This is a genomic window from Bacillus sp. FSL W8-0770 (assembly GCF_038008705.1).
GTDB classification, from domain to species: domain Bacteria; phylum Bacillota; class Bacilli; order Bacillales; family Bacillaceae_G; genus Bacillus_A; species Bacillus_A cereus.
The window spans coordinates 3,605,660-3,619,307 of the sequence record NZ_JBBOZR010000001.1; the positions used below are offsets into that span (position 1 = coordinate 3,605,660).

The following is a 13,648-nucleotide window of genomic DNA, read 5'->3' on the forward strand; positions in this document are numbered from 1 at the left end:
AATTTGAAAAGTAAGGAGCCTATTATACTGGAAAACCTTAGTAATTCCCATTTCTTTACTTAAAATATTTACATATCCTTCTTTACACAACCCATTTGAAGTCAAAAAATATTTTTATCTATAGTATTATGCTCCTTAATAGTAGATAAAAAAATAAAAGACACGAGACCGTGTCTTTTATTTTTTTAATCAAGAAGAGTTGAATCTTCTGCGCCCTCAGCACCAGAATCTTCACTAATTCCGTGATGCTCACGAATAAAGAAGGCAATTTCTTCTCTTAAATCTGTATTTTCTTTTAAGAACTGCTTCGAATTTTCACGACCTTGTCCTAGGCGTTCTTCATTATAAGAATACCAAGCACCGCTCTTTTGAACGATATCAAGCTCAGAAGCCATATCCAAGATTTCACCTTCTCTTGAAATACCTTCTCCGTACATAATATCAACTTCCGCAACACGGAATGGTGGTGCTACTTTATTTTTCACTACTTTTACTTTTGTTTTATTACCAACGATGTCGTTACCTTGCTTTAATTGCTCCGCACGACGCACTTCAAGACGGACAGTTGAATAGAATTTCAACGCACGACCACCTGGAGTTGTTTCTGGCACTATCTATAGATTTTCCATCTCTATAGTCTGGACTATCTCTTCATCTCTTTACAGAGAGCCTTGCACTTCCAGCAGTAGCCTATCATCTGCCGTACCCTACTCAGTTAACTAAAAGTCCTTTTCGGTAGTCTCTACACCTTCCCCATATCACTATGGAGCTTGGCACGGTATTACCCTAAATAATGGTGGGCTTCACCGTTAGCAACTATATGGATAGTTACACCCTTAGGCAATAAGGTTCACAAGGTTTTTTAACATGCTATCACTAGCAAGGGAAACCCATGGTAAACTCCTTAATCTTTTGTAAGACTTTTTCTTTATTTGCTAACTCTTCTTCATGTATAACAAGATATTTATAGCAGCCCTCTTCCATAAATAAAAGTTTTCTTTTATCTCGTTCTTTTATCTTTTTGAGTGAGTGTGCCCATTTCCCATGGACATCTAAACAATATTTTCTACCTAAGTAGAAATCAATAGACCACTTATCGATTCTTTTTTGCTTAATGAACGCCATATCTAAACTTAACAACATCTGTTCAACCTGTTGTTCCAGTAAAGTATCATAATTTTTCTTTCTGACCTTTACATTAAGCTCTTTTCTCCTCTTAGCAACACATGTATCGGATACGCCATACTTAATAGCAATTTCAACATGTGATAAATATGGATTTTTCAATTCTTGTTCAACTTCTGCGGTTTTAGGCAAGTAAATCTTTCTATGTCTGGTTCTTTTAATTCCGAGTAACTTTAATATTTCACCTACTCGCCTTTCATCAAGATTAATTTCTTTACCTATATCTTTCAATTTTCTATCCGCATGTTTCACAATAAAATCCACTTGCCATTGTTCTATGTTTCGATAAGTTCTATTTCCAATTGTCACTGCCACTTTAATCTCTCCCTATAAGAAATCCCTTATAAAGACTTAGTCGAAGAAGACAAATAAAGACTCAAGTACATCACTTTGATTAAGCAACTTGTAGCTGATTTCCGAACATAACCCCAACTTTTTCACGAATTTGGTTAATAAAGATTGCAATTGTTTTTGATTTGTTAATTGCTCCTGAAAGCTTACGAAGTGCTTGTGACATTAAACGTGCTTGTAAACCTACGTGTGAGTCACCCATATCGCCTTCAATCTCTGCTTTCGGTACAAGAGCTGCTACAGAGTCAATTACGATAATGTCAACCGCACCACTTCGTACAAGTGCTTCCGCGATTTCCAATCCTTGCTCCCCTGTATCAGGCTGTGATAATAGTAATTCATCTATGTTAACACCTAATTTTTGTGCATATACAGGATCCATTGCGTGCTCCGCATCAATGAATGCTGCTTGTCCACCTTGACGTTGTACTTCTGCAATTGCATGTAATGAAACTGTCGTTTTACCTGAACTTTCAGGTCCGTAAATTTCGATAATACGGCCACGTGGATATCCGCCTACTCCTAGTGCCACATCAAGTGCTAAAGAACCACTAGAAACCGTAGAAACTCTACGCTCCGCTTGTTCTCCTAATTTCATAATTGAACCTTTACCGAATTGCTTCTCTATTTGTTTTAACGCCATATCTAACGCTGCTTGACGATCACTCATTCAAAATTCCTCCTTAACTGAATTGCTAATCTTATTATACCTATTTTCAATTCAATTTGCCAACAAAAATCGAACATTTATTCGATTTTTTTATTTTCTATCAAATAATATCTAAATTTAACCGTAAAAAAAACTAGAAGAAACTTATATCTCTTCTAGCTTTTTATATAAATGATAAAATCCATATTTTGCTGTTCGTTCTCTAATTTGTTGACGACTTCCGCTTAAATTAAGAGGAAAGACTACAGTTGGTTCTTCCTTAATCGAAAGCCCAACAAATACTGTTCCTGGTTCTTTCTGCTCTGAAGCATCTGGCCCTGCTACCCCAGTGAAACTAATTCCGATATCCGCTTTTAATACATCCTTAACATTTTCAGCAAGATAACGAGCACATTCTTTACTAACTGCACCATCAGTATGCAACACTTCTTCAGGCACACGTAAAACATGTTGCTTCACATCATTATGATAACAAATGACACCGCCTTTAAACACAGAAGAAACACCAGCGTTTTCAGTTACTTGATTTCCAAAAAGACCACCTGTTAAACTTTCTGCACACGCTAAAGTTAACCCTTTTCTCTTCAATAACTCGATTGCCTTATAATGCAAAAATTCTTGGTCATATCCGTAGAAAAATTCTCCTACTCTTTCTAAAATCAAATCTTCCACATGTTGAATTAATTTCTCCGCTTCGCTAACATTTTGATGCTTAGCGGTTAAACGTAATGTCACTTCTCCATCATTTGCTAACGGGGCGATTGTTGGGTTTGTTTGTCCATCAATTAAATCTTGCACTTTCACCTCTAATTGGGACTCCCCAATACCGAAGAAACGAAGCACACGAGAATAAATGTTTTCTCCTGTTGTAAAATTACGTAAAAAAGGCTCTACGTAACTTACATACATTGGTTTCATTTCTTTTGGCGGCCCTGGTAATAAAATATAAACTTTTCCGTCCTTATTTACCCCCATACCAGGCGCCATACCGTGGTCATTTGCAAATACTGTTGCTCCATTTAAAACGAGCGCTTGCTTTTTATTATTCTCCGTAAATTCACGGCCTGTACGCTTAAAGTAATTACTTATTAAGGCTAATGCCTTTTCATCATACACAAGCTCTTCATCTAAACTAGCAGCTATCGTTTCTTTCGTTAAATCATCTTTTGTCGGTCCTAATCCACCTGTAAAAATAAGTATATCAGCACGTTCTTCCGCAGCTTCAATCGCCTTTTGCAATCGCTTATTATTATCACCAACAACAGTATGATAGTACACGTTAATTCCGATTGAAGCTAACTTTTCAGATAAAAACTGGGCATTTGTATTTGCAATTTGTCCAAGTAATAATTCAGTTCCAACCGCAATAATCTCAGCATTCATCCCAATTCCCCCATAAACTTCTATTTTGAGTTTACAAAAGCAGCTCTATTTTTCCAGAAATAATCCCATCCTGAAATAACAGTAAAGATTAATGCAATCCATATGAAGATATCTGCAACTGGAATATGGATTAAATTTAAAGGTACATCGTGTAATAAATATGCTGCAATTGCAATAATTTGTGTCCACGTCTTAATTTTCCCTAGCTGGTTTGCTGCAACTACTTCCCCTGTTCCAGCAAGTACAAGACGTAAACCTGTTACCGCAAACTCACGACTGATAATTACAATAACAATCCAAGCCGGTACATATTGCATCTCTACCAATGTAATAAGTGCTGCCGAAACAAGCAATTTATCAGCTAACGGGTCAAGAAACTTCCCTAAATTCGTTACAAGATTATACTTTCTTGCGTAATGTCCATCAATCCAATCTGTAGCTGAAGCAATGATAAAGATAAGTGCCCCCACTAAATGTTGAATTGGCAAATCAACATCACCAACTTTGTATGAACCCCAATCAAAGGGCGCTAACATAATTACCATAAAAATTGGAATTAAGAAGATTCTAGATATTGTAATTTTATTTGGTAAATTCACAGCTATTCCTCCATCATATCAAAAACATTTGTTCATCGAAAAAAAGTCATCGAAGCGATGACTGTTATTGTGCTGGTTGCTCTATCCCTTGGTTTTTAATCACCAATCTTTGGTGATATTCTTTTTGTGGATCTAACGGGAAAGCAAGCACTTGGCCATTCAGTTTAATTTCAACATTCGGTGCACTTCCAATATTAAGTCGTACTTCTTTTAATGTTGATACATCGCGTTTCTCTGTTTGACCGCTTTGTACTGTAGTGTTTAGAATTTCGTTACCCGCATCATCCTTAACATCTACATAACTTGTACCCTTAGCTGAAATTTCCAGTTCTAATGTTTTATTATTATGAATTTCCAAAGTAGATACCTTTCCAGTTGTTCCAACTACTTTCACTTCTTGCTGTCCAGTTGGTTGTGCTGGTTGCTCCTCTTTCTTTGGTTCTTCTTTCTTTGGTTCCTCTTTTTTTGGCTCTTCCGCTTTCACTTCATCTTTCTTCGTATCTAACGGAGAATCTTTCGCTTTTTGAACTTCAATTTTCTCACTTTGAGCGCTTGGAACTTTTTCATCATCTTTTCCAGTTAACGCTTGAAACACAAACCAGATTACCACTCCAACTGCGATGACTAACAGCGCAACTAAGATTTTCGGCATGTGATCTGCAATTGGCCATGATGAAGATTTTTGCATTGTTTCTTGTGTTTTTTGTCCCGTTGATACTTGTGGAACTTCACGCTTTTCAGATTGTGGTATCGTACTCTGATGTTCTACGAGCAGTTCCTCTCCATTTAATCCAACCGCATCTGCGTATTGTTTAATGAATGCACGCGCATAAAAAGCTCCTGGCAATACATCATAATTGCCTTCTTCAATTGCCACTAAATGGCGTTTTTGAATTTTTGTAATCTCATGCAGCTGATCAATAGTCAAGCCTTTCGCTTCTCTTGCTTCTTTCAGCTTTTGTCCCAATTCCGTCACTACTAACACCTCAATATTTCTTTAAAAGTCAAACATAGAGAAATTATTTTGCGTACCTTGCTCAATTTCATCTACTAAATTATATTGAATTTCTTCATCATAATCGTTACGCAACTCGATAATATAATCAAAATCATCCAATGTGTATTCTGACTGACTCACAAATACATCAGGATGTTCCACAACTTTCGTTGCAGGCAATCTCATAATTTCACGAACGAGCTGCCAATGTCTTTCGTTAGCACGCTTCGTTGACACAATTCCATCTAGGATGAAAATATTGTCATCGCTATACTCATCTTCAATTAATTGACTGCGAACAGTTTGCTTAATAAGAGTAGATGATACAAATAACCATCTTTTATTTGCACAAACACTTGCAGCAACAATGGATTCTGTTTTTCCGACACGAGGCATTCCGCGTATCCCAATTAGTTTATGGCCTTCTTTTTTCATGATTTCTGCCATAAAGTCTACAAGTAAGCCTAATTCATCACGCACAAATCGAAATGTTTTCTTATCATCTGCATCTCGTTGTATGTACCTACCATGCCTAACCGCTAGCTTATCTCTTAGCTTGGGCGGACGATATTTCGTTACCGTTATGTTATCCATCGTATTTAAAATTGATTCAAGTCTAGAGATTTGCTCTTGATTATCACACATAAGAAGTAACCCACGTCGTGCATTATCTACACCATTAATTGTGACAATATTAATGCCGAGCATACCGATTAACGAAGAAACGTCACCAAGCAAGCCAGGTCGGTTTTTATGTATTTCATATTCAAAATACCATTCAATCATCCAAGATCACTCCCCTTGCTTACTTTACACCTACGTACTATATTATATGATTTCACCCTAATAGGGAAGCTAAATGTATAATCTATCCTGTGTAATTATTATACAAAAAAAGTAGAGAGGAGAATCTCCTCTCTACTTTTACTTATGTTGTACGAACTTAACCATTAAATTTGCAATTGTATGTTGCTCCTGTTCATCAGCAACTTTCCAAAGCTCAGCTAATAATTTCTCTTGGTCATTGCGTCCTTCTACTTCATTAGCAAGATAGTCGCCAACACGAAATGCCATATCTGATACCGCACCGCCATCTAAACCTTTGTCTTGCGCTTGCTCTAAACGTTCTCCTAAAAAGCTCTTCCACTGATCAAAATTATCTAATACTGACATAATTAAGCACCTCACTATTGAGTAATAAAATCATCCTTAATTTGTGCAACTATTCATTTTTTATGTAAGAATTTTTTAGCAGTGCCAACCGCCATTCACTCCGATAATTTGTCCAGTTATGTAAGACGCTCCTGGTGATACGAGAAATGAAACTGTTTTCGCTACTTCTTCTGGTAATCCTATTCTACCTAATGGTATATCTTCAGCAATTCCCATTTTATCTTCTTCAGAAAAAACACTTAACATTTCCGTTTCAATTGCTCCTGGTGCTACTGCATTCACACGTAATCCACTTAAAGAAACTTCTTTCGCTAAAGCTTTCACATATGAATTTTGCGCCCCTTTTACCATTGAATAAAGCACTTCACAAGAAGCCCCTATTTGTCCCCATATAGATGAAACAATTACAATATTACCACTTCTTCTCTCAATCATAGGCGGAAGTGCCATTGAAAGTAATTTATATACGTTCTTCACTTGAAGTTCTACCATATAATCTAATTCATCGTTTGTTACATCTGTTACTAATCCAAAAATACTCTTCCCCGCTGCGTATACAATAACATCAATAGGATGTTCAATTTGTCCCCACAATCGTTCTGCTCCATCACTAGAAGCTAAATTAGCTTGAACAGGGATAACTTCTCCCCATGCCTTCTGCAATTCCAATACCTTTTCTTCACTGTTATTGTAATGAACATAAACTGTATATCCATCTTGAATTAATTGTTTCGAAATAGCAGAGCCAATCCCTCCGCTCCCTCCAGTTACTAACGCATACTTTTTCATAAATTCCCTCTCTTATCTCTACAACTTCAATTTTCACACAACTAAATAATACCCTCATCTTACAATTTTTCAATGATAAGATGAGGGTATCTTTAAAATTTTATTTTTTCGGTAACACCTGACAAACACTCATTTTTTCTTCTGATAACAATAATCCCGCTACTTCTTGTAAGTCTTGAACGGTTAGTCCTTCTAATACAGTCAATGCATCAAATAGGCTAGATTCATTAAACGCGTATCGTGTAAATTGATTTGCAATATATTCTGGTGAATTTAACGAGCGTAAAAAACCACCAATTTTCTTTTTCTTCACTCGTTCTAATGCCGTCGCATCTAATTGATCATAATCTGTTTTTAATAAAATATCTTTTAAACGATCTGCCAATTCATCAGGTTGTTTCGTATCACCACCAACCATTGCAAAACCGAAGTTATTTTCTTCTGTATAGTCATACGAGAATGAATCATCAATAAGTCCTTCATTATATAAAGCTTCGTAATGAACAGAACTTTTTCCAAATAAATAATCTAAAAGTAACGTAAGCGCAATTTCTTGTTTTAAAAGCGCTTGCCCCTTTTCTTTTAAATTAGTCGCTTTAATACCAACTAAACATTTCGGTGTTTGCACAGGCATTGAAATAATTTTTTTCTTTTCATTTACCTCATTTGGTTCTTCTTCAAATGAACGCACAATTTCTGGCTGGTTTTTATAATCTTTTTTCGCTTGATTTTCACGTACTAAATCCATTGTTTTCTCTGGATCAATTGCACCCACAACAAATAATAACATATTGCTCGGATGATAAAATGTTTCATAACATTCATATAATAAATCTTTCGTAATTTTACTAATAGATTCGATTGTCCCCGCAATATCAATTTTAATTGGGTGTTTTACAAATAAGCTATCAATTAACCCAAAGTACAAACGCCAATCTGGGTTATCTTGATACATTTGAATTTCTTGCCCAATAATCCCCTTCTCTTTTTCAACCGTTTTTTCAGAGAAATAGGGCTCTTGTACGAAGTTTAGCAATGTATTTAAATTTTGTTCTACGTTTGAAGTACCTGAAAAAAGGTAAGCTGTTCGTGTGAAGGATGTAAAAGCATTTGCCGATGCTCCTTGTTTACTAAACAATTGGAAAGCATCGTGATCTTCTTTTTCAAATAATTTATGCTCAAGAAAATGTGCAATCCCATCTGGCACACGAATCATTTCTTCTTTCCCTAATGGTACAAATGTATTATCTACAGAACCATATTTAGTCGTAAACGTTGCAAATGTTTTATTAAATCCTTGTTTCGGTAAAACATATACATCTAATCCATTAGGAAGTTTTTCATAATAGAGTGTTTCTTTTAATTGCTCATAAACAATTTTCTCCACTTACTCTCCCTCCGTTCCTTGTAAAAAGTAAATTGTATCTAGTTCAATATTTTTAGCAACTTTTACAATTTCTTCTTTTGTCACACTTTCTATACCTGTAAGCCATTCTTCAACTGGACGTGTACGATCTGAAATAATGCCATGATATAGCATTTCTACAAAACCACGTGGTGTATCAATTGCCTCTAATATTTGATTTTGGATGACACTTTTTGTTTGATGTATTTCTTCTTCAGAAAACTCTCCGTTTTGCATCGCAAGCATTTGTTCTTTAATAATCTCAACTGCTTTTTCATAATTTTTCGCTTCAATTCCTGACATAACAAATAATAAACCTTTATGACTTTCAAAGCGCGATGCTGCATAGTACGCTAAACTATTTTTTTCACGCACATTTACGAATAACTTCGAATGAGAAAAGCCACCAAACAATCCATTGAACAATTGCAATGCAAAATAATCTTCATCTTTATATGTGACAAATGTACGATAACCGATGTGTAATTTACTTTGTTTTAATTCTTGTTTTTCAACAACTTCTTTTTCTTCATTATTTCGTCTATGAAGGAGTACATTTCTTTCTCTCACTGGACGAGCTGAAATAGAAAAATACTTACTTACAAGATCAACGGCGTTTTCTGAAATATCACCAATAATATATAGATCCATTTCATCTTCCGCTAACACCTTTTGATAATATTGATACAGACTTTCATTTGTAATAGACATAACACTCTCTTTTTTTCCATTTGCACTTAAACGATACGGTTCTACTTTGCACATTTCTTCAATTAAACGCTCGTTTGCATAACGCATTTTATCGTCATAAGTAGCTTCAATTCTCTGTAACAGTGCTCTTTTTTCACTTTCTACGATAGAAGATAGGAAACCGTTGCCCTCCGTTGCTGGATGTAACACAATATCTGACAACATAGAAAGCGCTTTTTCAAATAACGGTGGTGCATCATGTAAGTAAACTTCATTTGCAATGTCTACATAAATAGAGATAATATGGTCTTCCCCTTTTTTACTTACATCTACCGCTAAAGAAGATCCGTATAATTCTTCTAAATATTGACGAAGACGAATTACAGAAGGTAATTTTTCTGTCGCACTTTGCAATACGTATGGCAATAAGGCACGCTCTGTCACCGTCTCCTCATTTAAAGGCGCTTTAAAACGAAATACAAAGGTATTCGTTTTATATTTATCAGTCGGAATAATATGTACGCGCAAACCATCTAACTCATGTAGTTGTTGTTCCATTAGTTTCATTTATAGCCCTCCTTTACGTATATAGGAATATTCCTCTTCAATATACAGTTTTTAGAAATAAAAAATCAACTTTTCTCCCTTATTATGCTTACATATGATTCTTTCTAAAAACTTTAATATGTAAGGAACATAGTAAAATTCCGTATTAAATATATTCTATGTAAAAAAGCCCACACTAATGTGCGAGCTTTTTTATACTTATAAAATACTTATCGTTTTCCTTTTTCATAAGGAGTTCCTAATGCTTTCGGAGCTTCAGAACGACCTACAAAACCAACAAGCGCTAATATTGTGAATACATATGGTAATATCGTTAATAAAACACTTGGAATTTGATCTAATACAGGAATTGTTCCGCCCGTTACACTTAGAGATTGCGCAAAACCAAAGAATAGAGCTGCACCTAATGCGCCTAGTGGATTCCACTTCCCAAAAATCATAGCAGCTAAAGCTAAGAAACCTTGTCCTGTAATAGTTGCCCCTGAGAAGTTATTAGAAATTGACATTGCAAAAATCGCTCCACCGATTCCAGCAAACACTCCTGAAATACAGACTCCAATATAACGCATTTTATATACATTAATCCCCATCGTATCCGCTGCCATTGGGTGTTCACCAACAGCACGTAGACGAAGACCGAACGGTGTTTTATAAATAACATACCAAACAACGAATGCTAAAATAATGGCAATATACGACGTTATTGGTACGTTCGAGAAAAATATTTTCCCTAAAACCGGAATATCCGAAAGGCCTGGAATATCAATCTTTTCAATACGATACTGAATAAAGTCAGTCTGCCCTTTATCAAAAATCTTCTTAATTGCAAATACTGTTAAACCAAGAGATAAGAAGTTAATGGCTACACCACTTACAACTTGATCTGCTCGGAATGTAATAGAAGCTACCGCATGAAGTAATGCAAATAATCCACTACCAATTGCCGCAAATAATAATGCAATCCATGGAGTCATCGTTCCCCAAGTATCACCCATCAATAAGTTTGTAACAACTCCAATAAATGCACCAAATAGCATTAGTCCTTCTAATCCGATATTTACAACACCTGATCGTTCACTAAATACACCACCTAGTGCTGTGAAAATGATAGGTGCCGATGTATATAACGTACCCGTCACAAGAATGGCTAATATATCTAAAAAGCTCATTTATTTCCCCTCCTTGCTCATGCGTGTAAGCGCCCATCTTAACACATAACTACATGCAACAAAGAAGATGATACATGCAATAATTACATTAATAAGCTCTGACGGTACATCTGCCTCAAAGTTCATTTGAGGGGAAGCACTTTTCAAACCACCAAATAATAAAGCTGAAAGGATTATACCAAACGGATTATTCCCTCCAAGTAATGCTACGGCAATCCCATCAAATCCTACTCCTGTAAACGAAGACATCGCTGTCATACTCTGAAATGTCCCTAATCCTTCCATCGCTCCACCAATCCCCGCAAATGCACCAGCAATTGTCATAGAGAATACTACATTACGAGAAACTTTCATACCTGCATATTGAGAAGCATGCTGATTAAATCCTACAGACTTTAATTCGTAACCTAAAGTTGTTCGATCTAATAAGAACCACATTAAAATAGCGATTAAAATTGCTACAATAATTCCCCAGTGTAGACGTGAACCGTCAGTAATAGAAGCAAGCCAGTCTGAAGATAGTGACGCACTCTCTTTAATATCATACGTTTTGTCATTACCCGCATGTAAGAAACGCTTAATGATGTCATACGTTACATACAACGCAATATAGTTCATCATAATAGTTACAATAACTTCATTCACTTGAAACTTCCCTTTTAAATATCCCGGAATGAAGCCCCAAATTCCGCCCACCAATGCGGCAAATAAAATCGATAATGGAATATGAAGGAACGCTGGTAGTGAGACTGCATAACCGAACCAAACCGCTGCAAGCCAACCAACTAACAATTGACCCTCTACCCCGATATTAAATAAACCTGTACGAAATGCAAACGCCACCGATAAGCCAGCAAGAATAAGCGGTATCATTGTACGGAGCGTTTCACCAATCGCACTTGCGCTGCCGAACATTCCTGTCCAAAGTGCACTATAACCAACAATTGGATCATAGCCACTAACTAGCATTACAATCGCTCCTACAAGTAAGCCGAAAATAACGGATAGTACTGGGACTAAAATATTTATCGTTCGTTCTGTTAAAAGCTTTTTAGCCATTTGTACCCACCTGCTCCTTCTTTGTTCCTCCAGCCATTAACAATCCAAGCTGTTGTTCATTCGTTTCTTTCGCATCAACTATTGCTACAATTTCCCCTTCATAAATAACAGCAATTCGATCGCTAACATTTAAGATTTCATCTAACTCTAATGATAAAAGTAATACACCTTTTCCTTTATCCCTTTGCTCTATTAATCTCTTATGAATAAATTCAATTGCTCCTACATCTAAACCACGTGTTGGCTGTGCCGCGATTAATAAATCTGGATTTCGGTCTACTTCACGTGCAATAATTGCTTTTTGTTGATTCCCCCCAGATAGAGCGCGTGCTAACGTTTGCTCACTAGGTGTACGCACATCAAACTGTTCAATAAGAGCCTTTGCTTTTTCTGTAATTTTGCTGAAATTTAAAATCCCTTTCTTTGAAAATGGATTTTTATAGTACGTTTGCAGAACTATATTATCTCTAACAGAAAAATCAAGAACGAGTCCGTGTTTATGACGATCTTCTGGAATATGACCAATTCCTTCTTCTGTTATTCTTCTAACAGGCCAATTTGTTATTTCTTTTCCTTTAATTGCAATAGAACCTGACTCAACTTTTCGTAAACCAGTAATTGCTTCTATTAATTCACTTTGTCCGTTTCCATCAATCCCTGCAATCCCAACAATTTCCCCCGCACGAACAGTTAAGTCAAGGCCTTTTACAGCAGGTAGTTGACGTGCATCGTGAACAACAAGGTTTGCAATTGAAAGTACCTCTTCTTTTGGCTTCGCGTCTATTTTTTCTGTTTTAAAATTCACTTGACGTCCGACCATTAATTCTGCAAGTTTATTTTCATCCGTATTTGCAACGTCAACCGTTCCAATCCCTTTTCCTTTACGAATAATCGTACAACGATCGCAAACTTCCATAATTTCTTTCAACTTATGTGTAATAAGAACAATAGATTTTCCTTCTTGTACAAGCTTTTTCATAATTTGAATTAGCTCATGAATTTCTTGTGGTGTTAACACAGCTGTCGGTTCATCAAATATTAAAATTTCTGCACCGCGGTAAAGAGTTTTCAAAATCTCAACACGCTGTTGCATACCCACTGAAATATCCTGTATTTTCGCATATGGATCTACAGCCAAACCGTATTGTTCAGACAGTTTTTGAATTTCTTTAGCAGCATCCTCAACAGCAATTTTCCCTTTTTTCTTCGGTTCATTTCCGAGAATAATATTCTCTGTAACTGTAAAATTATGAACAAGCATAAAGTGTTGATGGACCATTCCAATACCAAGGTCATTTGCTATATTCGGATTTGTAATTTTTACAGGTTTACCTTTAATTTTAATTTCACCCTGCTCTGGTTGGTACAAACCAAATAGTACATTCATCAATGTGGATTTCCCTGCACCATTTTCTCCAAGTAAAGCATGTATCTCACCCTGCTTTACTTGCAGCGTAATATCATCATTCGCTACAATGCCTGGGAATACTTTCGTAATGTTATTCATCTCAATTACGTATTCCATTGTGTTCCTCCTTTTAACAGGGAACATTCCCTATTACACTATTAACTTATTAAGCAATTCGGAAGTTTTATACATACAAAGGTTAG

12 protein-coding genes and 2 pseudogenes are annotated in these 13,648 nt (G+C 36.0%); all 14 read right to left on the reverse strand.

Going from position 1 to position 13,648, the window contains the following annotated elements; all coding sequences use genetic code 11:
* Positions 1-185: 185 nt before the first annotated feature.
* Positions 186-608 (reverse strand): annotated as a pseudogene (locus NST27_RS18440) (recombinase RecA); the annotation flags it as partial.
* Between the two features lie 268 nt (positions 609-876).
* Positions 877-1,500 (reverse strand): hypothetical protein, encoded by a 624-nt coding sequence (locus NST27_RS18445; RefSeq protein ID WP_047386688.1) that lies wholly within the window; start codon positions 1,498-1,500, stop codon positions 877-879.
* A 97-nt stretch (positions 1,501-1,597) separates the two neighbouring features.
* Positions 1,598-2,206 (reverse strand): annotated as a pseudogene (gene recA / locus NST27_RS18450) (recombinase RecA); the annotation flags it as partial.
* A gap of 144 nt (positions 2,207-2,350) precedes the next feature.
* On the reverse strand, positions 2,351-3,589 hold the full coding sequence (locus NST27_RS18455) for a competence/damage-inducible protein A (RefSeq protein WP_000990685.1): 1,239 nt from the start codon (positions 3,587-3,589) through the stop codon (positions 2,351-2,353).
* A 20-nt stretch (positions 3,590-3,609) separates the two neighbouring features.
* Positions 3,610-4,188 (reverse strand): CDP-diacylglycerol--glycerol-3-phosphate 3-phosphatidyltransferase, encoded by a 579-nt coding sequence (gene pgsA / locus NST27_RS18460; protein WP_001052970.1) that lies wholly within the window; start codon positions 4,186-4,188, stop codon positions 3,610-3,612.
* A gap of 64 nt (positions 4,189-4,252) precedes the next feature.
* Positions 4,253-5,164: a helix-turn-helix domain-containing protein gene (locus NST27_RS18465; RefSeq protein WP_000137476.1), complete on the reverse strand. Its 912-nt coding sequence runs from the start codon at positions 5,162-5,164 to the stop codon at positions 4,253-4,255.
* A 21-nt stretch (positions 5,165-5,185) separates the two neighbouring features.
* On the reverse strand, positions 5,186-5,971 hold the full coding sequence (locus NST27_RS18470) for a DUF3388 domain-containing protein (protein WP_000574107.1): 786 nt from the start codon (positions 5,969-5,971) through the stop codon (positions 5,186-5,188).
* Positions 5,972-6,109: 138 nt separating this feature from the next.
* A complete protein-coding gene (locus NST27_RS18475; RefSeq protein WP_000114450.1) occupies positions 6,110-6,358 on the reverse strand; it encodes a DUF3243 domain-containing protein in 249 nt (82 codons plus the stop codon).
* A gap of 75 nt (positions 6,359-6,433) precedes the next feature.
* Positions 6,434-7,147: an elongation factor P 5-aminopentanone reductase gene (ymfI, locus tag NST27_RS18480; protein ID WP_000759606.1), complete on the reverse strand. Its 714-nt coding sequence runs from the start codon at positions 7,145-7,147 to the stop codon at positions 6,434-6,436.
* 100 nt (positions 7,148-7,247) lie between these two features.
* Positions 7,248-8,534 carry an EF-P 5-aminopentanol modification-associated protein YfmH gene (gene yfmH / locus NST27_RS18485; RefSeq protein WP_000411984.1) on the reverse strand — a complete coding sequence of 429 codons (1,287 nt, stop codon included), beginning with the start codon at positions 8,532-8,534 and terminating at the stop codon, positions 7,248-7,250.
* Positions 8,535-9,809: an EF-P 5-aminopentanol modification-associated protein YfmF gene (gene yfmF / locus NST27_RS18490; protein WP_000772405.1), complete on the reverse strand. Its 1,275-nt coding sequence runs from the start codon at positions 9,807-9,809 to the stop codon at positions 8,535-8,537.
* A 209-nt stretch (positions 9,810-10,018) separates the two neighbouring features.
* Positions 10,019-10,978: an ABC transporter permease gene (locus NST27_RS18495; protein ID WP_000008857.1), complete on the reverse strand. Its 960-nt coding sequence runs from the start codon at positions 10,976-10,978 to the stop codon at positions 10,019-10,021.
* Positions 10,979-12,037 (reverse strand): ABC transporter permease, encoded by a 1,059-nt coding sequence (locus NST27_RS18500; protein ID WP_001085254.1) that lies wholly within the window; start codon positions 12,035-12,037, stop codon positions 10,979-10,981.
* Positions 12,030-13,562 carry an ABC transporter ATP-binding protein gene (locus tag NST27_RS18505; protein ID WP_000456907.1) on the reverse strand — a complete coding sequence of 511 codons (1,533 nt, stop codon included), beginning with the start codon at positions 13,560-13,562 and terminating at the stop codon, positions 12,030-12,032. Before NST27_RS18505 ends, NST27_RS18500 begins: the two co-directional genes overlap by 8 nt.
* Positions 13,563-13,648 lie beyond the last annotated feature (86 nt).